Here is a 19,117-nt window from a genome sequence, read left to right as displayed (position 1 = left end):
CAAGTGAATGCTTGCGCAGGAGCTGTAGAAAATATACGGAGTACCCGATACAAATCAAATGATCTTTTATTTTCCTGAGATATTGAAGCGTGCTCCGCTTGTAAATTAGATTGTCGCATTCAAAAAAAATGATCCAGGAGGGGGCATGAAACTATACAAACTTCATATTGAAGGGCTAAGGCGTTTAAAAAATGTTGACGTATTTTTCGGAGATGCCACGTTCTGCATCGGCAGGAATAACTGCGGAAAGAGTACAGTACTGCTAGCAATAGAGAAGTTATTATCTGGGGACAAACAATTCAATGCGACCGACTACTATTCCGAGCGGGATATTGATACTCGTGAGACAAAGATTGTCGGCACGAAAATTGTGCTTGAAGGTGAATTCAGAAACGTACCGATCGCTGCGAATGAATGGCCTGGGTTTAGGGGAAGGATCTTTGAATATGAAATTCCTCTGGATAGCGAAGAAAGTGGTCGGTGCATTTTTTACCGAAAGACCTATGAGCTTGGCAAGGATGTTGTGGTTGAGCTGAAATCACATACGCGAACTCTTAGGGAACAATTCTCCCGGTGCCTCACTCCTCAGCAGTTCGTTGAAGCAGGTGCGGACATGAAGACGCTAAGAGACATGTTTTCAGACTTCGGAAAAAGAATTCCAGAAAAGGAAAAAATCTATTTGCAAGCCGTTGACGATCTATGGGAGATCGGAGATCAACAGGAATGGTTTGTAAACCCAGGAGGAATTCCCGGGAACGTACTTAGCCGATTACCACGATTCCTCAAAATTCCAGCAGAAGTTTCGGCGTTTGAAATCGAAGATACAAAAAAAGGTGTTCTCGGAAAGACATTGGGAGATCTTTTTGAGGATGTGCGTAACGCATCCCCCTATTACAAGGAAGCACAGGGACTATTAGAAAAATTGGGAAAGGAGCTCGATCCAACTGATCGCACGTCTGAATTTGGGAAAATGATGGCCGAGCTAAATGGGGTCTTATCGAATGTATTTCCGGATTCAGAAGTGCATGCCTCCGCCGATCTAAGTGATCCAAACAAGGCGCTTGTCCCGAGCTTTTCTGTAGAGATGTCTAGTAATGTTCGTACTCCGGTTAGTCATCAAGGAAGTGGCATGGTGCGGGCCGCGGTATTTGGCGTACTACGATTTCGACAAAAATGGGTATCCACGCGGTTAGCCCATGCAGATCGCAGCTTAGTTATTGGATTCGAAGAACCAGAGATATATCTCCATCCAAGCGCGGCAAACCAAATGAGGGATATTATTTATGAGCTTTCGAGTGCTCAATCACAGATAGTCGCCACGACCCACTCACCTTATCTTATCGACCTTTCGCGAAAGCCAAGGCAGGTTCTGAATCGATTCAGAGGTGATGAAAGGGAGTCCGTCTGTAGAACATTTAGCGTGACCGAAAAATTTATGGAGCTACAAGGCGACGATAAATTTTACGTGAAGATGATATTAAAAATCGATGACCATATATCTCGAAGTTTTTTTACCAAACACGTTGTCATCGTCGAAGGTGATACCGAAGATATAGTTCTTCGAGAAGCACTTAGGCGTTTGCCCGAGGTACAGCGGCTCAAAATTCGTGCAGACTTTGAGGTTATAAAAGCCCGTGGCAAGGCTTCCATAATTGGTCTGGCAAAGTATCTAAAGGCCTTAGATGTTGACTTTACGATTATTCATGACAGAGACGCAGGGATAGAGGGGGCGGAAAAATTTAATGGGCCTATCCTGGAGGCTGCTGGCGATATAAATTCTGTAATCGTATTAGAGGAATGTATTGAAGATGTTTTAGGATACGAATCGCCGAAAACGGAAAAGCCCTCTACTGCGTTTGCTCATACCCTTCAGTGGGCTGATAACTGGGAGGGGGTTCCAGAAAAGCTCCGCGCGGTGCTAATTCGGGCCTTTAACGGATATATTCAATAACGTTTGGCTGAGGAAAAAATCAATCTGATTTAAGTGGCTATCAGAGCGATTTTCAAAATCTTCTTTTAATAATAAGCAGTGGGGAAATAATGGCATTGAAAATCAGGGTCAAAGATATTGCACAGCGAGAGGAGCATATCAACCTTCATATTGAACAATCGAAAGAGACGGTATCTTTTCATGGTTACCAAGGTCGTTCACTCCCTCTGCCGAAAATTCGCATTGCATCGGACTATCTGGTTTATCGAATGGCCAATTTCCGAACACAGACAGCACAACTTCGTTGGCTTCGAGAGAACGCCGATAGAACGGCTGACTATTTTTCAACGGGAGAGGAGAATGCGTCTACTCAACAGGTTCAACATGTCTTGCTCTTGGAGCTCTCTCGTAAGGGCACGCAGAGCATCACACCGATATATGATGTTCTGAAAAAAGAACCTATTCAAATCGAACCTCTTCTGATCACTCGAACTGGGGTAATCGTCAATGGCAACAGGCGCTTAGCAGCAATGCGCCAACTAGTTGCTGACGAGCCGAGCACACATCAAGGTTTAGCATTTGTTGAGTGCATAGTTTTGCCGGGTACGGTAACGGCACGAGACCTGGAGGAAATTGAGGTTCAGTTGCAAATGGCCAGAGAGACGAAGCTCCCTTACAGCTGGATTGATCAGGCGCTGGCAGTTCGGAAGTTGTTGGCTGATGGTGTCCCGATAGGCCGTGTTCGTGAACTGATGTACTTGGAGGAGGATGATGAGGTCAAGTCAATCATCAGCCAATTGAACGAGGCTGAACTCTACCTCTCAGAATATAAAAATGAAGACGGTGGATATGAGCAAGTTGACAGCGATAAGCAAATATTTATCGAGCTTGAAAAATCCCTCAAAGGAAAAGAGGGAGTTCAACAAGAAACTAGACGATTAATTGCTCATGTGATTATTGGAAATAATCAAAATGTACTAGATGGTCGCGTATATAACTACCGTTTAGCATTCGGAAAGCACCATGATGAGGTATTGGATGCGCTTACCGAGAAGTTCAACTTGGAGGAGCTGGATGCAGCCGCCGACGAGGATGATTTAGAAATTGATATCGACGATGGATCTGGGCGGGATGTGCTAGCTGGTTTCAGGGCCTTGTTAAAGGACACGAGCCGAGGACCTGAGCTTGCAAAGGTTATTGCAGAAACTCTCGATGATGTTATTGCAGACAAAACGGAAGAGAAGTCAGCCAAACGCTCACTTGCGTTGGCCCAGAAAGCTCTAAATAATTTAGCGAAAATTGACGTTTCAAAAACGCCCTCAGACGTTGTTTCAGCAGTTACGGCTGTTCTCGAACAGATAGAGAAGGAAACGGTACGTCTTATTGGTGAATTTGAAAAAGCAAAAACGTGAATACCATCGAAATATCTCTGCTAAATGGCAATGGCATATTTACTCCCTCTAAAGAGCTAGAGTCAAATATCTGGGCACGAATCCGGCATCTCGCAGTAGACGCTTATCCTGAGGGGGAGACAGAGGATGGCATCATAATTTTGCCATGGGCTAATGCACTAGGGTTAGTAAGGGAACTGTCGCCATTCCAACGACCTTTCGGATTTCGTCTGATTGCTAAAGATGGCGCTCGTGCAGAAATTCAGCGCTTCCAGAGCGAATTTAAAAAAGCACGTGAACTGAGCCCGACTTCTGTTCCACCAGAGTTTTCGGCGGAACAAATTGAGAAGGCGCTGCTTGAATGTGGTTTCTCTAAGCGGAGACTGAAGCCATATCAAATTCGCGACATTCAGCGCCTGCTCCAGTTACCTCATGGGGCAAACTTCAGTGTGCCTGGGGCAGGTAAAACTACGGTGACTTTTGCCCTTACGTTGCTAGAGAATCAGCGAGCTCCGTTCGTCTTGGTCATCGCTCCTCGAAATGCTTTCAAAGCATGGGATGAGGTGATAACGGACAACATTTCAGATGATTGCCATGAGTGGCCAAGTGAGCCGCTTTGGCGGCTAGATGGCGATATATTATTAATTAAAAAAGAGCTGAACTCAGGACGACGTCGATTCATTATCAGCTATGACAAAGCCATACGCGTTACTGACGTGCTCGAAGGTTTTCTCATAACAAATCCTACCCATCTGATATTGGATGAGTCTCACAGAATCAAGTCGGCAATTAGCCAACGGAAAATCGCAACATTGAGGTTAGCTCCATTTGCAAAAAGGCGGGATATTCTGTCTGGTACTCCCTCTCCTCATAGTGTGGCCGATCTGGTACCGCAACTGGATTTTCTTTGGCCTGGAACCGGGCTTAGTAAAAAAGTCTTGGAGAGCGCAAGCCCTAGCGAAGCAATGAGGACCTTGTACGTTAGGACTACAAAGCGAGATTTGAAACTACCGCCCAGGAAGATTGTGTTCAAACGCGTGCCGATGAGTGATTCCCAACTAGCTTTTTATGGGTTACTTCGTTCGGAATTCTTGCGCAAATATGGAGCGGCTCAATTAAATGGTAGCTTTGATCTCTTCCGAGCGCGCAACAATGCATTACGTCTCCTTCAAATAGCGACTAATCCAGTTCTTGCAGCGAAAGGTATTGAGGACTTCATACCTGAAGATGACAATGCGAGTGACATTGTTAAAGCCGTACTGCGCGAAGGTAACTCACCCAAAATACTGAAGGCTTGTGATCTAGCACGAGACCTTTCAAGAGACGGGCATAAGGTCGTCATTTGGACTGTCTTTATCGATACAATTCGTCGAATTCGCGACGAGTTGGCCGATCTTAGCCCCGTCGAATTACATGGCGGTATTCCAACAGGGAGTGCAGAAGATCCGCAGACCCGTGAATATGCAATTGAGAGGTTTCACAATGACCCAAATTGCCGTGTTGCTATTGCAAATGCGGCTGCTTGCGGGGAAGGAATAAGCTTGCATAGGATTTGCCATCATGCAATCTACGTGGACCGGAACTACAACGCCGCGCATTACTTGCAGTCTATTGATCGGATACATCGGCTAGGCCTGCCAGAGGGTACGAACACATATATTCACGTCCTGCAGTCAGTGGTCCCTGCTGGACTTGGCTCAATCGACCATTCGGTGAGCCGTCGGTTGGCAAGCAAAATCAGGGCAATGCAGGCGATTCTTGAAGATCAGGATCTACATGAGATAGCTCTAGATGAAGAGGAGGCAGAAGTCCCAATCGATGCTTCCATAACGCTCGAAGACGTAAAGGACATAATAGAACAGCTGATTAGCGGCTCGATTCCAGAGGGAGATGACGCTGCATGAGTAAAGATAGTGTTCTCTGCATGAGTGTTTTGTCTGCTGTCTTAGCGATGAGAAAAGCGCGAGAGAGGGATGCGATTTCATCCTGGGATGAGATCGCGTTATTGCTTTCTGAGCGCGGAATGTTTTCCCTAGACTTCAGTCGAGCGATAGCCATCGATCGGGAGCTAAATTGGCTATCGTGCCCTATCAGAACAGAAAGCCGCGTAGTGCAGTTTCGGGATCTGCTTGGCGACATACTGAAGAAGACTAAACCGATTTGGTTAGATGCGGTCCCGTCTGGATTGAGGTCCGTCAAGGGCGCGATTAATGATGATGTCAACCAAGTATTAGAAAGTGCCGGCCTACTAGGCGAAGAGATTGATCGGGATGCTATAGCATGGTGGGATCAAATAGCTTCTTCCGTTCGCAAAGATACAGATGATCGCCTACTCCTACAGGGGCGTAATGCCGAAGAATTAAGCTTTAATTTTGAGTGTGCACTTTTGAAGCGGCAAGGAATAGAGAGTCATGTACCAAAATGGGTCTCGATTGAGGACAATTCCCTTGGCTATGACATTTTGTCATTTCGGTTATCTGCAGATGGAGATATTCGAGAGACTCTCATTGAGGTCAAGTCAACCAGTCGACCTCATCCGTACTTTTTCATCAGTCGTAATGAATGGAAAAGGGCACAGAGTTCAATAAATCATTATCAATTCCACATCTGGACGGCCGGTAGTAAATCTCCACTAGAGCTACCGGCCCATCAGATTGCGGAACATGTGCCCAATGACCATGGAAAAGGGAAGTGGCAAAACGTCCTAGTAGATCTAGCAAACTAAGATTTCTATGAATGTTGCATCTGTTATCCCCGAAATACTGAGGATGCTATTGGGCCTGGCTGGATGTTACCTGCGCCGAAACATCGTTCAAAGAGGTCGCCGGGATTCCCTGGTGAAATGCGGGGGCTCCCTCGGGGGACGGCTCCGCGCGAGCAGCCGCGAAATGCGAAGGGGCGGTGGCGACTTTAGACCTTGGATCTGGTTGAGCGATCGGTGTTTCAAGTTCGCGAACTTTCAACGTGCCATCCAATGCGCCAACTAACCGCTCCTCGGCAATAGTGCAGTAATCAGATGACAATTCGGCTCCAATAAATTTTCGTGTATTTCTTAGAGCTGCTGCTCCAGTGGACGCTACCCCAGAGAATGGATCCAACACCAGTCCCTCCTCCGGGGATAAGGACAACACTAACTGTTCCGCTAAAGCGATGGGAAATTGGCATGGATGGGACGTTTTTTCCACATGCTTAGCTTTGACATTTGGAATATGTGCCCAAACGTCTGAGGGATTTTTCCCCAAAGGATTTCCGCTTGGCTGTCCGGCCTTTGGACCCTTGTAATGAGTTTTCCCCGGATATTTTTGGCGAACTCTTACTGGGTCGAGATCAAAATAGTAGTTATCCCCCTTCGTGAACCATAAAATAGTTTCATGGCGGCCGCTAAAGCGTCTAACTCCATGAAGACCATGTTCATAACTCCAAACAATACGGTTCCGAAGCTTAAGACCTGGTATTTTTGAGGCGATCTCAAAGATCAAGAAATCGAGTGGAGTGGTGACTCCATCTTTTACGTGATATCCGACTTCCCAACAAAGACTCCCGCCATCTTTTAAAACACGTGTGGCGGCTGGAAGTATAGTTTGATGAAGCTGTTTAAATCGGTCTAGATCCCAACCCTTTTCATATTCTTTACCGATGCAATAAGGCGGTGACGTCACTACCAAGTCAACGGAGTTGGACGGCATAGCATCGAGCAATTTCGTGCAGTCACCCTGAAATAGCGTTCCGCGTCTAGCCGGGTTATTCAGTGATTGGACCGCAGACGTTGCTTGTCGGTACACCTTAACAAGATCGTGTTGATTAGTTTTGCTCATTCGTGAATGCCAATGCTAGTCGGTAGATGCCATCTAGATTTCCCCTGTGTGAATGGTAGATCTATTTGGTCACGGGGGATAGATAAATTTTTTCAAAATGGCCACCTCTCCACCGCCGATTCAAAATAGTTGGTATTTTATACTGAATAAAAATACAGTGTCTGGAGGGAAAGGTGAATCATAAAGCTCCTAAGGTATTTCTGGCGCACAACTCTTGTCTCAATGCAAGTTATGACCTGAATGTGCTAAAAATCGGGTTAGAGAAAAGTGGTTATCAGATCGTGAATCAGCCCGAAGATGCCGACGAAGTCATCTTCTCGGGATGTTCCGTACGAAGCAAATGGGTTGATGACGCGATAAACCAAATTGATCAAATTCATGAACGAGCTCCAAGTGTAAAAATTACTGTTACGGGTTGTGTCGCCAATGTCAATGCTGCAGAAATCAAAAGCCGTACGATCGCTCAAACACTCGAATTTCATTCACAGCATGAAATCCTGAAAAATCGAACAGGATTGGATTTCAAGGCACTTGATAGGGTTATTTCGCAAGACACTTCTCACAGTTATGAAGGAGACGTAAACAATGGTTTGACTCAGCTGCGGCAACGAGTCGGCCCAGAAAAAGCGGAAGTCGTAGCAACGCTGCAGAAAATTGATCGGGAGTTTGGAACGGAATATGCGGAACGGTACCAGCGCGAAACAAAAGGCTTCGTCTTCTATAACGAAGCGAAGTTAGCAGAGCTCATCACCGTAACCCGGAGTTGTTTATACAAATGCAGTTTTTGTAGCATCCCTCGTGGGCGTGGGCCATTTACCTCCGTTCCTCTCGCCGACATCCTATTTAAAGCGAAGGCTGCGCTCGAGAGAGGGGTAAAACGAGTGATTCTCGTAGGGGACGAGGTCGGAAATTATGGCGCAGACGGGGGAAATCATAAATTCAGTGATCTACTGACGGCGCTCGTTGCGTTGGATGATCAAATTAGTATATCTATTCGATATATCGAGCCAAAGCCCTTTATCAAAAACGCTGAGCTGTTGAAGCGACTATGTGACCAGGGACGTATAGATTTGCTATATATATCTCTACAGAGCGGGTCGCAGCGGATCTTGAAAGCGATGAATCGTAACGTCGATATTGAAAGTGTCGCAGCTGTATACGCAGATTTTCGGAAGAGAACAGACGTGGTTTTTTACTGTAACTGGATGGTCGGCTTTCCAGGAGAAACTGAGCAAGACTTCCAAAAAACTGTACAGCTTGTGAAAGACCTTGATCTTCAGATCAGCGTCGCGATCCCATTCTCAAGTCGCCCAGACACTCCAGCTGCAACTTTGGAGGATCAGATTGGCGAAGAAATCAAAGAGCAGCGCGTGCTGAGTCTCACTCGTGTAATCGCGGACATCAAAGGCGCACAATACGAAAAGCATCTCGCATTTCTTGATGCTGAAGTACGAAATCCGTTAATCGATTTGATTAGAGCTGCGGAAATGAGACGTTATGCAGAGTCCAAGAGTGAAGCGCGACCACTGACTTTGCATGAACGATTGAGCGATTGAACGAAATGCCGAACGACTTGGATATTCATTGGGGAGATTGCCACTTCGCTGTAATTGATGTGGAGGGCAACGGACAAAATCCACTGGAGATCATCGAGATTGCAGTTCTTCATGTACGACACACTGAAATCCAATTACCCGTCGCCGAATGGATGGTTTTGCCTGAGAAGCCGGTGACGGAAATAGCTTCTCGCATACACGGCATTACCAATTCGGATCTAGTTGGAATGCCGAGATTAAGTGAAATTTCAACTGAGCTATTTCCCCTCCTGGGAACAAACATAATTATTGGGCATAACGTTTCACACGACGTGAAACTAATAAGGGATAAGATTCCTGCCTGGCATCCGGCCGTGCTATTGGATACGTTAAAGCTAGCTCGTCGACTTCTTCCCAACGTTCACTCTTATGCTCTACGAGATCTAATGGCGGAATATTCGATTAGTTCTAGTAGCCTACGGATGCACCGAGCAGCGGCCGATGTACTTGTGACTGCTCAGCTGTTTCTTCGCCTAGTAAAACAGTTAGATAAAAATGCGGACCTTACGATAAAGCAGCTGATAGAACTATCTGGAACAGGTGCGGGAACTCTTCTCACGGGCTCACAACTGAATCTGTTCTAACGAGCACCTGTACTCCGTTGTAAAAACGCAGCATGGCTTTAAATTTGATTCTTTTGTGATTCGAGGAATTTTTTATATTTTTTTTTAAAATTCCGGCCAATTATTTGGTCTTCCTGAAAGAAACTCCACCAGGCGACAATTTAAAAATAAAAAAAATGTCTGAGATTGGATGTGTAACCGCATATTCCCTTCAAACAAAATTGTAAATCCATTTGAATTTGCAAAATCGGCCAAAAACCATTTAGCCGGCGGGAAATCTATTCTGGTTGCATTGACCACCCGCCTTCGTTAGCCTCAAGACTTCACCAAAATTGGAGCTTGAAAATGTCCCCTTATGGAAGACGTCTGCAGGAGTTCCTACTTCGCGCCGAAATCCAAAAAGGAAAGCTCGCGAAAGCCATCGGGATTTCTCACAATCATGTGAGCCAGGTGTTGAAGGGGACAAAATCTCCATTTACGCAGGAGATACAGGACCGCATTTGCCTGGTTCTTAAGTTGAGCGATGGGGAAAAAGCAGAGCTAAGACAGCTGGCGAGCATATCTAAAGCAACTTTCCGCCTTCGAGAGGGGGCCCGGCCTGAAGAGTTTCACATCGCAGCCCTCTTTAGCAATAAGTCCTCCTTTTCATTTCATACCTATATCACGGTAGCAAAATTAGCTATGGCTGCGTACGAAGCGACCGTTCCGTATGCAGCTAGTCCTAACCAATTGGCGCCAGGTGACGACTGTCTTTCATATGCCAACAAAGAAAAGGAGGGGGAGAAGAAATATCTGTAGAAAATACGGCGTAGAAAAGCACAGGGCCCGATACCGTTCGAGCGGTAATCGGACCCTTTGATGTGCCTACAAGCGAGAGCAAGTAATGCCATCTTGTGCCAGCAAGCTGGGATTGTCAATATCCCGGCAACAGGATTCCTTTGTCTGAATCTTTTGCGCTACGCCATTTCACGTTTTCCTGTGTTCTGCATCTGCGGGACACTGCACACAAGGAAAAGAAATGGCTCAAATCGATTGTCAGGCGACGCGCTCTTGGTACCAAAAATCCATTGCGTCCGTAAGTCAGCTAGCGGTATCGATCTTCACGATTGAACGTTTAGAGTCGGCCGGGGTAGCCCTTCATGATGGTGGAGGTGTTTCATGACTCGAGCATCTCCAACATATGGGCGCCGTGGCCAACAAGACGAAGGCAATAACGGCATTCGAGCGGTGTCATCAACATTTGGCAAAGCAAAGCGCGGCACTTACAGCGAGAAGGCTGGCGGGGACATTAACGTCGAGTCGGATCCAGAGCGATTTGCCTCCCACCTGTTGTCCATTGACCCACGTGTAAAAAGCTTCCACCCACAGCCTTTCTCTGTAGATCTTCTTGATCAGCGACTATTGCTGAACCGTGAAGAGAAACGCGAGGCGACTCTAAGACATCGTGGCGTGCCTGGAGTAAAGATCTATACAACTGACTTTAGTGTCATGTGTACAGATGGTTTGCGATATACGATCGAGGTCAAATCGGAAGGGTATGAAGGAGACTATCTTTACTGGGAGAAGATACAACGTGCTCGACTCGTCTTATCTGCTAATGGCTATCCACTTAGGACGCTGCTTTTCCCCGCGAATACTGCTCATCCGATCCGCACAAACGCGAGGCTGCTGAAGCAGGCCCTTCATCAGATCGATACATACTTCGATAGGCTGCCCATCGACCGCATTGTGCGCCGCTGCGAGCAGGAACGATTGACCGTCGGAGAGCTGTGTAGAGATTTTCAGCTCTCACCCGGTCTCGTCCCTATCTTGCTTGTTAAAGGCGTTCTGAGCGCAAATGTCGCGCACCGTTACATCAACGGCAGCCTCGAGCTTTTCCCTGCCTACGGAGACCTGAGTCACCTTTTCTTACTTGAAGAGGTGGAGCTATGATGCACTCTCTACGTCTTCATGATCGGCTCGTAGATCCGAGAAGCCAGGAAGTTTATTTAGAAGTACTTGATGTTCAACTGCATGGTGGATGTGTCAAGGTATTCGATTCCGCTCAGAAAACGGATAGATATATTGAGTTGGCCGCTATTGCAGAGGACATTCACGTCGGAACATTAATGGTGCTCCGAAAAGGAAAGCCACGTCATAGCCATGCCGAGCAATATAACGATGATCACCTTCATCAGAAAGACCACTTTGTCCGTGGCATCCTATATGCCATACAAGACCGACAGAGCCAAGATGGGGTGAGCTTCTTAAGGGCGTATCGCCATGTTGAGCAGGCATACAAGAATAAAAAGGTTGATCCAACATTCCCTTTTCCCTCTCAGGCGGCGATATACAGATATCACCAAGCCGACATAGCAGGTTTGCCAATTCTCCGTGGAGATAAGAATAAAGGTAACCGCTCAAGCCGCTATTCGTCCGAGGTTATAGACACCATTCTGCAGATTGCCAGTGAGCATTACCTACAACCGCACTCACGATGGACCTTGATAAAGATTGCCGCGAGTGTGAATCGTAGGGTGCAGGGTATCTACCTTCCGCCCGGTCACCCCCCAATAAGCCCGAAGTATGTAAAGGCCGTTATAACGCGTCATGCCTGCACGGACCCAGAGGCAACAAGAATGCTTCCGAAAGACGCGATTGCTGGAAAGTCGATTGCCAAAAAGCGTATTCGCGCTGAGCAACCCCTAGAGCGAGTAGAGCAAGATGCTCTGCACCTGCCGTTTGTCGTTAGAACGCCAAATGGGGTCACCAGTGAAGTTTATCTCGTACTTGCTATTGACTGTTGTACGGGCTTTCCTCTTGGTTGGCGTCTCGTTGTAGGGACGCCAACTGACACAGATACCCTGGCATGCATCGAGATGTACATGTCGCCAGTGGCGAGAGAGCACGGTTTTATGCGGCTCGGTCTCACTCATAAGGTTTCACTATACGGCACACCTGGGCAAATCATATTTGACAACGGGCCTGAGAATCGAAGTGGGCGGATTTTGCGCCTCCAAAGAATTGGAAGCGACGTTCAATATTGCAAATCGAGAGCTGGCCAGGAGAAGCCCTTTGTAGAGCGTACAAATCGCTCAATCAAAGAAGACCTCGAAGTATTGCCGGGTTGCACGCGGCTCGACGGTGTAGACGGCAAGCGCGACCCCGTCAGTCTGGGTGAGGACCTGATGGATTTGGAGGAGCTCGAGCTCTGGGTCGTCAGATGGCTTTACGAGAAATGGATTCACAAGCCACTTGATCGACTACTTTGGGATGCAGTACTTGTGAGCTCCGTAGAGGGAGTAACTCCAGCTGAACGCTGGGCCCATTTCCAAGATTCTTGCTCCGCCATTCCACTTCCACCGTCTCGTGCTGAATGGATGGCCGTTCTCTATGAGCACGTAGAACGCAAGATCAACCGAAAAACAGGTGTCACCGTAGAGGGCCTTCATTACAAAGGTGATGCAGTAAGTTACTTGATCCAAAAGTATGGGGAGCAACGCAGCCTACGAATTCTTTTCGACCCAGACGATTTTAGACAGATCTACGTCTACGAGGGGGATGACTATCCATTAGTAACGCTGACCTTCGAGCACTTACGACCGGAGACGCCTGCGTGGTCATTCAAAGAAGCCAAGGAACGGCACCGCCAGAAGAAAGCTGGTCATGCACAGGCTCCTGAATACGCGAGCTTTGAGCAGGAGCTGGATGAGCGAGCTACCGGAGATGCGTCCTCTTGCAAGAGAAAAAGTGTCAGTAAACGTGAGCGGAACCGTTCAACAACAAAACGGACACGAGCGGTCGACGCTTTAAAGCGTGCGAGTAAATCTCCAAATCCTCCAGTGTCGAAATCTAGAAGTAAGGTCTTAGATTCACCCGGCGTAGAACAGCCCAATAACCTTCAGCTCGAAGAGACCGGAATCCTGGATATCTTGAGCCGTCATAGCGGAGAAAAACTATGTTGACACCAGCAAAAGAACTACGCCTTGCAATCGATAGTTGTGAGCTTCCACATCCGCTATATATACATCAACTTACGTATCTAGAGCGGCGGGTTGAAGATGCCATCGATGGCGCTCCAGCATGCGTTGAGAGAGTTATAGGGCCATCACGGGTTGGGAAATCGATGTTAATCAATGCCCTTGCTAGGAAATTTCCGGAGCAAAAAATTGACGGGCGCCGCTACGTGCCTGTAGTTGTCGTCCGAGTTCCTACCCCTGTCTCTCCGCTGCTATTGCCATCGAGCGTACTTGAGGCGCTGAAGGTACCTGTTCAGCGGCGCATTACGTCTGGTGCAATGGGGAGTCGTATGTTGGAGCAATTAAGACTGGCCGGTGTTCGTGCCCTGATTTTTGAGGAGGCCAGCCATTTGGTCGAGCCCGGAGCGCGAGTGCCACCGCGTGCTGCTGGAGACTGGTTCAAGGCACTTGCGGATTCGTTGAACCTGACAATAATTCTGCTAGGTGTTCCCAGGTTAGACAGGCTCTTTGAGTCCAATGAACAACTTCGTCTCCGAGCATCTGCAGCTAGCCATTTCCGTCCATACGATTCTCGAGTCCAGGAAGGCATGCAGGCCTTTCACACGTGCGTTGCTAGCTATGCTCATCTCTTCCGAAAATTCGGCTTTCCAATAGAGTTGTCTTCGCGCGCACTTACCTACCAGTGTTATCTGCTAACAGGTGGTCTTATTGGAGTTTTGAGTCGCTTCATGCAAGAACTTGCCATCCAGAGAAAGCGGGAGACACCTCGAGCGCTAACTTGTGCAGATTGTTGGGCTGCGGCTCAAAATGTTGAGTCAGCTGGATCTCCACATTTCCGCGCGTTTTCGGATGCGACACTCCTAGAAAGCGTAGCGCCTGCAGCGCTTCATCACGCCTTTGTTCAGGTCATGAATGATAACGGTATGGCTGTGCCAATCATTAAAGAGCCAGGAGAAGTTAAATGACGCTGCTCGTAACATATGGGCCCCACGGCAATGGATCGGGAGTGGGCTACTACCGTCAACTGGCGGAGGACAATTTTCTTTCTTGGCGTGACTTGCCTGCATTGGCTGGTCTGCAGCGTACGCGTAGGGAATTGTTTGTTCATCCAGAAATCATCGCCCAGCAACTTGGACTAGAAAAAGCATGGACGGAGGATGCGTCTCAAAAGGAAAGTGAGTGCCAAAGTTGGGGGCGGCTACATAGAGCCAAAACAGACCCTGTTTGTCCAGACTGCCTGCAGGAGAATTGTTATATTCGACACTTCTGGCAGCACGCTTATGTCACAGCCTGCCCATATCACCGCACCAGGTTAATCGACGTCTGCAACCAATGCGATAAGCCTTTATCGCAACATCGCTATCACATAGGAACATGCGACTGCGGGCAACCTTTAACGATGCTACCTCGGATTCCCGCGACCTCTTCGCAGCTATGGTTATCGACTCTGATCACTAGCCGTGGTGAGGACGCAAACGGAATTGCGCCTGCAATAGAAGGAGTAGATGTTTCTGCTCTGATAAAAGTTGTTCACGCACTGTGTACGTTTGCCGATCCGGCGAAACCGGTTTCTCGTCGTGACGGAATGAAGTCAAAGCTCGTAGCCGACGCGATTGATTTCCTAAAACCACTCGACGATCTGCTGCCAGATTGGCCAAAAGGCTTCCATTTCCATGTTGAGAAACGTATCTCAGCTGGACGCGCCAATGCCAGAACGTTGAATTCACTCTTGGGCCCTTGGTACGTGATGCTTCGAAAGCACTGCCTGGGCACGCCCCTTGAACCGCTACTAACCGCCATCATTGAGGTTGCTGCGCTCAAATTTGATGGCGCTCTCGGCATGGATTCCTCCAAAGCTATTGCAGAAGGAGTTACATCTTACGTTCGGGCTCCGGATGCTGCGAAAGCGATAGGAGTTAGCGCCTCGCGTTTGCTTAAAGCGATACAGGATGGCGAGTGTGAATTTCGTACTCGTCGCCTTGGAACGCGTGGCCAGATATATGAGATTCCATGCCAGGAAGTCGAGCGCATTCAGAAACAACGGAGTGAGTGGATAAGTGAAGAGACCGCATGCGATCTTGCGGGTGTCTCCCCCTCTGTCTTGCTGCATATGATGGCATCGAATGTGATTCAATCTGATGTAAATTGGCGCAACGATCTCTTGAAGGCGGGACCAATTCAGAGCAGCTCAATATTTAAGCTGGAGGGGCTAATTCGCGATGCGGCAACAGCTGTGGCAGCGACGCATAGTGAGAAAATGACTTGGGCCGAACTTAATAGTCGGCGGATGGGAGACAAGCACGCTATTCGAAATACGATGCAGGCTGTTTCGGAGGGAAAGATTAAAGCCGTGGCCTGTGGCGCTCGTTTGGGCGACACACAGTTTCTGCGAAGCGAGGTAACTCCGTATTTCGGTACTCCATTGCTCGAGTCGGGGTTCTCGATTCAGCAGCTCTCGAAGTTTACTGGCTGGAAATGGGAGAGTATCTCTCACTGGATAGACCAGGGGCTTTTGGAGTCTGAATCAATCCAGCTGAGAGGGCAGTCTTGTAGAGTAGTCCTCCCACCTCAACTACTTGCGTTCAGACAAAACTACGTACCTATGGCAGACCTGGCGAGAGGCATGGGGACTAAATCGTCGGCGCTCTTCAAGCAGCTATCAGGCATCGAAATCGTTGGCGCTCAACAGCTAGGAGATGGCGCATTACGAGGCGCATTGATCCGTATTTCTGACCTATGCAGGTTAGCAGTAATCGGCGCGAAAGCGGGAAAGGATCTTTTTGTTCCTTTCAGATGAATCACTAACTTATGCACTAGGTACGAATAGCAAATTCAACACCTCGTTCCTGTCACAGTTCGTAATCTAAATCTGTCGCACCTACGTCAATCAATCTAGCCATGAGCGCGTTATACGCGACATCAATTTTGATATTTTCAGACGCGTACTTGTTTGCAATGACAAGTATAGGGTTCCATATCAGGATGTATTGCACTTCACTTGCTAAGCCAGCGCGAATGTCGATAAAACCTAGTTCTTGAAGGCGGCGCATTCTTCCGCGCCAAGTAACTTCACCCCTCGGACCGGAAAAACCGGCTTCAAATGCGACCTCACGCTCATTGCGAATTTCGACAAATGCTTCGTCGTAGACACGGCCCCACAGAGCCAAATAGGTACCAAACAGCGGAAAACCTTTGCCAGAGAGCTGATCCATGATTCGGCCAATTAGGCTCATCGTGCGCGGAATAGTAGTGAAGCCAACTCTGTCTTTTCGGAGCCAAAGTTGCTCTTCATCAAGTTCCGGCCACAGTCTTTCACGCATAGCGAGCCGTTTTCCGCCTGCACCTCTTACTTTTTTCTTGTCTGTTGATGCCATTCATTCCCCAGGATTTGCAGGTTCTGATGAAAATAAGAGCTGCTATATTCAAATAATGCGTAAATTCTACCGCTATATCTACAACATACGTTGAATATACACCTTTTTAAATCAATGAGTTAGTCGCTTTTATGTACTCCATGTTATCTGTGTAATCTTCGTTATCTTTGAGTACTCCCGTTGTCGGCGATTGCGACTTTTTCTCGAGTTGCTGAAACTCACGCCTGATAACGCACGAAACGCTTGAGATCCGTAAAACGACTCATGTTTTTGGTCTTCCGATTCGGAAGACCAAAAACAAGCGCAACAATCGTGATACTACGATCATCGTCTTATCGATGATCGGGGAAAAAGGCCCTAGCGGGCCTTTTTTTTTGCCTATAACAAGATGAGCGATTATAACAAGGCGCCTCTTTCCAACACGGAGCTTTACGATAAGCTCGTGTCGCGCAATCTGCTGGGGGCAGAGGAAGACAAGAAGGCTATTTACAACGCCATCATCAAGATTGGCTACTATCGTCTGAGCGCGTATTGCTTGCCGTTCCTCCAGAGAACCGGCACCGTACCGCCTGCGAAAGTATTCAAACAAGGAACAACAATACACAAAATTCTTGCGCTCCTTGAATTTGATTCGAGCGTCAGAGCAATTGCGCTTAAAGCTCTCGAAAGAATTGAGATTGCCTTAGGAGCCTCTATTTGCAATCACTTATGCAGGGCGCATGGCATAAATTGGTATGTTAATGCCGACGCTTTCGAAAACGAGAAAGCGAGAGACGAGGTCTACGCAAAAGCAATCAAGCATATTGGTTTTGACCACGAAAATAATTGTGGTTTGCCTAGCAATCCGAATTTGTATCTCAACCACTACTACACGAAATATAAAAAGCCGAAGCTCCCACCAGCATGGATGCTTCGGGAGTGCGCGAGCTTTGGTTTTTGGTCTATCGCATTCAAGAATCTAAATAGTGCGGAAAAGACAAAGATAGCAAACGCGTGGAGCTACCCAAACAAGTCAAAAATCCAGCCAGCTGTGTTTGAAAGTTGGCTGCACTCATTGACGATCTTTCGAAATCGGTGTGCCCATTACAACCGCATAACGAATCTATCGATACCTTATGGCCCCAAGACGCCCGACAACCCGGTGGCTGCAGGCCGATTTACGAGTAGTGCGAATACGTTGAGAGCATTTCTTCTAGTTACGGATATTTTCATGCTCAACGTCGACCCCAATTTTGATTGGAAGGCTCTTTTGCGCGACGAATTCGAACGTCTTTCTGATCGAGTTGACGTTGCCAAAGCTGCTGATTTCGCCCCTGGTTGGAAGAACGATATCTTCTGGCAGCCTTGGCGTCCGCCAGCTTCTCAATCGAGTTCTTAATAGCTCACGGGCGCGGCTTGCAAGCGCAGTTGATAGCGATCACATCCCCTCTAGTATTTTCGGCGCAGGTGCATAGTAGCGCTCCTCTGGAGGTAGGTGCAGCTTAGGCCTAATAGGCCATCTATGAGTATCTGTCCCGAAATCGTTTTAATTTACTTGCTGAAAAATCTTGAAATCAGCATCCTAGACGGAACTGCACCTACACGTACTACCCAGGTGTTGATGGGAGGGGTCAGGCGAGAGGAAATCCAAGCGGGGTTGATTGGCGTTACGTCTTGGAGATGAAAGAAAAATTTCTCCCGATATGCTTTCAACTTTCTCATGACATGCATCGCACCAGTCTGCAAATGCGGCGTGTGCGGCGTATGTCTTTCTCAGCATATGCGTTCATCTACAATCTCAATCGTGTAGGGAGTCACAGTAAGTGAAAAAATCGTCACTCCCGTGAAAACGAATAGTCATAGTAAATGAAAAAAGAGAGCCGATATGGCTCTCTTTTTTTTGTCATGCAATCTTGCGTTTCAAATATAACGCCTTGATGCGAGGTAGCTAACTGGTTCGGTTTAGCCAAAAGATAGGCTAACGAAAGTCAATTAAGTATTTGATTTTGTTCAGTTTTGTTCCTATTTCCACGTTGTTTTCTCGCGTAAAATCAAGCTCTCTCATATCTCTTGGATTGGCCGTGACACCTCTGGGATTGGTCCTAAATGATCTACGCAGAAATCGGCGTATGCACCAAAAACAGTTAGCGAGTTTGCTCAACTTGGATCAGTCCTATTTGAGCGGGCTTGAGAGTGGTCGCAAAGGATCGTCGAGGCAGTGAGCCATCTTCACCTGACACTCAAAATGTCTGCCGCAGGTGCTAGTCCCAAGCATTCACTCCTGCTTGGTGAGTCAGGCACCGGTAAAACATGGGTAGCGAAGCATTTGCAGTCCTTGTATCCGGCAGGCGTGGATGGTGACCACCTTCTTCGCCCTATTGTTTGTGTGCAGACCCCCGCATCGCCATCTATCAAATCCCTGGCCGAAAGTCTACTAGAACTCATTTCATAAATAGCGCCGCATGAGGATGACGGAGAAAGCGAGATGAACAAAGCCGGTGTAATGATCGG

16 protein-coding genes are annotated in these 19,117 nt (G+C 47.6%); 14 read left to right on the top strand and 2 right to left on the bottom strand.

Annotated features, from left to right (window positions below; translation table 11 throughout):
* Positions 1-145: 145 nt before the first annotated feature.
* The 4 genes from HWE01_RS18715 (at position 146) to HWE01_RS18700 (ending at position 6,046) form a co-directional block, all read left to right on the top strand.
* Positions 146-1,951: an AAA family ATPase gene (locus tag HWE01_RS18715; RefSeq protein WP_241822552.1), complete on the top strand. Its 1,806-nt coding sequence runs from the start codon at positions 146-148 to the stop codon at positions 1,949-1,951.
* Between the two features lie 89 nt (positions 1,952-2,040).
* Positions 2,041-3,342: a hypothetical protein gene (locus HWE01_RS18710; protein ID WP_241822551.1), complete on the top strand. Its 1,302-nt coding sequence runs from the start codon at positions 2,041-2,043 to the stop codon at positions 3,340-3,342.
* A complete protein-coding gene (locus tag HWE01_RS18705) occupies positions 3,339-5,225 on the top strand; it encodes a DEAD/DEAH box helicase (protein ID WP_241822550.1) in 1,887 nt (628 codons plus the stop codon). The genes HWE01_RS18710 and HWE01_RS18705 overlap by 4 nt, the downstream gene beginning before the upstream one ends.
* A complete protein-coding gene (locus HWE01_RS18700) occupies positions 5,222-6,046 on the top strand; it encodes a protein NO VEIN domain-containing protein (protein ID WP_241822549.1) in 825 nt (274 codons plus the stop codon). Before HWE01_RS18705 ends, HWE01_RS18700 begins: the two co-directional genes overlap by 4 nt.
* 46 nt (positions 6,047-6,092) lie before the next feature.
* Here HWE01_RS18700 and HWE01_RS18695 read toward each other — a convergent pair whose 3' ends face one another.
* Positions 6,093-7,136 (bottom strand): DNA-methyltransferase, encoded by a 1,044-nt coding sequence (locus HWE01_RS18695; protein ID WP_241822548.1) that lies wholly within the window; start codon positions 7,134-7,136, stop codon positions 6,093-6,095.
* 173 nt (positions 7,137-7,309) lie between these two features.
* Between HWE01_RS18695 and HWE01_RS18690 the strand changes: the two genes are divergently transcribed.
* The 7 genes from HWE01_RS18690 to HWE01_RS18660 all read left to right on the top strand — a co-directional run bounded on the left by HWE01_RS18690 (position 7,310) and on the right by HWE01_RS18660 (position 16,050).
* Entirely contained in the window at positions 7,310-8,692 is a 1,383-nt protein-coding gene (locus HWE01_RS18690; protein WP_241822547.1) for a radical SAM protein, read from the top strand.
* 5 nt (positions 8,693-8,697) lie between these two features.
* Positions 8,698-9,315: a 3'-5' exonuclease gene (locus HWE01_RS18685; protein WP_241822589.1), complete on the top strand. Its 618-nt coding sequence runs from the start codon at positions 8,698-8,700 to the stop codon at positions 9,313-9,315.
* Positions 9,316-9,639: 324 nt separating this feature from the next.
* Positions 9,640-10,092, top strand: coding sequence for a helix-turn-helix domain-containing protein (locus HWE01_RS18680; protein ID WP_241822546.1), 453 nt, complete (start codon positions 9,640-9,642; stop codon positions 10,090-10,092).
* Between the two features lie 360 nt (positions 10,093-10,452).
* Entirely contained in the window at positions 10,453-11,226 is a 774-nt protein-coding gene (locus HWE01_RS18675; protein WP_241822545.1) for a Tn7 transposase TnsA N-terminal domain-containing protein, read from the top strand.
* A complete protein-coding gene (locus HWE01_RS18670; RefSeq protein ID WP_241822544.1) occupies positions 11,223-13,238 on the top strand; it encodes a TnsB C-terminal domain-containing protein in 2,016 nt (671 codons plus the stop codon). Before HWE01_RS18675 ends, HWE01_RS18670 begins: the two co-directional genes overlap by 4 nt.
* Complete coding sequence (locus tag HWE01_RS18665; RefSeq protein WP_241822543.1) at positions 13,232-14,218, top strand: TniB family NTP-binding protein; 987 nt, start codon at positions 13,232-13,234, stop codon at positions 14,216-14,218. Before HWE01_RS18670 ends, HWE01_RS18665 begins: the two co-directional genes overlap by 7 nt.
* Positions 14,215-16,050, top strand: coding sequence for a TniQ family protein (locus HWE01_RS18660; protein WP_241822542.1), 1,836 nt, complete (start codon positions 14,215-14,217; stop codon positions 16,048-16,050). Before HWE01_RS18665 ends, HWE01_RS18660 begins: the two co-directional genes overlap by 4 nt.
* A 52-nt stretch (positions 16,051-16,102) precedes the next feature.
* On the opposite strand, the gene HWE01_RS18655 is transcribed toward HWE01_RS18660, so the two are convergent.
* On the bottom strand, positions 16,103-16,627 hold the full coding sequence (locus HWE01_RS18655) for a hypothetical protein (protein WP_241822541.1): 525 nt from the start codon (positions 16,625-16,627) through the stop codon (positions 16,103-16,105).
* A 388-nt stretch (positions 16,628-17,015) separates the two neighbouring features.
* Between HWE01_RS18655 and HWE01_RS18650 the strand changes: the two genes are divergently transcribed.
* The 3 genes from HWE01_RS18650 (at position 17,016) to HWE01_RS22985 (ending at position 19,058) form a co-directional block, all read left to right on the top strand.
* Positions 17,016-18,005 carry an Abi family protein gene (locus HWE01_RS18650; protein ID WP_241822540.1) on the top strand — a complete coding sequence of 330 codons (990 nt, stop codon included), beginning with the start codon at positions 17,016-17,018 and terminating at the stop codon, positions 18,003-18,005.
* Between the two features lie 682 nt (positions 18,006-18,687).
* A complete protein-coding gene (locus HWE01_RS22990; protein ID WP_502798455.1) occupies positions 18,688-18,828 on the top strand; it encodes a helix-turn-helix domain-containing protein in 141 nt (46 codons plus the stop codon).
* Positions 18,813-19,058, top strand: coding sequence for a TniB family NTP-binding protein (locus HWE01_RS22985; RefSeq protein ID WP_502798456.1), 246 nt, complete (start codon positions 18,813-18,815; stop codon positions 19,056-19,058). Before HWE01_RS22990 ends, HWE01_RS22985 begins: the two co-directional genes overlap by 16 nt.
* Positions 19,059-19,117 lie beyond the last annotated feature (59 nt).

Origin of the sequence: Herbaspirillum sp. C7C8 (genome assembly GCF_022627875.1) — a bacterium.
In the GTDB taxonomy this organism is placed as follows: Bacteria; Pseudomonadota; Gammaproteobacteria; order Burkholderiales; family Burkholderiaceae_D; genus Herbaspirillum.
This window is presented reverse-complemented; position numbering and strand designations above follow the sequence as displayed.

Bases quoted from the DNA above. Each gene is read 5' to 3' on its own strand.
- HWE01_RS18685 (WP_241822589.1), top strand. From the start codon at position 8,698: ATGCCGAACGACTTGGATATTCATTGGGGAGATTGCCACTTCGCTGTA.
- HWE01_RS18695 (WP_241822548.1), bottom strand. From the start codon at position 7,136: ATGAGCAAAACTAATCAACACGATCTTGTTAAGGTGTACCGACAAGCA.
- HWE01_RS18700 (WP_241822549.1), top strand. From the start codon at position 5,222: ATGAGTAAAGATAGTGTTCTCTGCATGAGTGTTTTGTCTGCTGTCTTA.
- HWE01_RS18660 (WP_241822542.1), top strand. From the start codon at position 14,215: ATGACGCTGCTCGTAACATATGGGCCCCACGGCAATGGATCGGGAGTG.
- HWE01_RS18715 (WP_241822552.1), top strand. From the start codon at position 146: ATGAAACTATACAAACTTCATATTGAAGGGCTAAGGCGTTTAAAAAAT.
- HWE01_RS18650 (WP_241822540.1), top strand. From the start codon at position 17,016: ATGAGCGATTATAACAAGGCGCCTCTTTCCAACACGGAGCTTTACGAT.
- HWE01_RS18665 (WP_241822543.1), top strand. From the start codon at position 13,232: ATGTTGACACCAGCAAAAGAACTACGCCTTGCAATCGATAGTTGTGAG.
- HWE01_RS18680 (WP_241822546.1), top strand. From the start codon at position 9,640: ATGTCCCCTTATGGAAGACGTCTGCAGGAGTTCCTACTTCGCGCCGAA.
- HWE01_RS18670 (WP_241822544.1), top strand. From the start codon at position 11,223: ATGATGCACTCTCTACGTCTTCATGATCGGCTCGTAGATCCGAGAAGC.
- HWE01_RS18655 (WP_241822541.1), bottom strand. From the start codon at position 16,627: ATGGCATCAACAGACAAGAAAAAAGTAAGAGGTGCAGGCGGAAAACGG.
- HWE01_RS18675 (WP_241822545.1), top strand. From the start codon at position 10,453: ATGACTCGAGCATCTCCAACATATGGGCGCCGTGGCCAACAAGACGAA.
- HWE01_RS18710 (WP_241822551.1), top strand. From the start codon at position 2,041: ATGGCATTGAAAATCAGGGTCAAAGATATTGCACAGCGAGAGGAGCAT.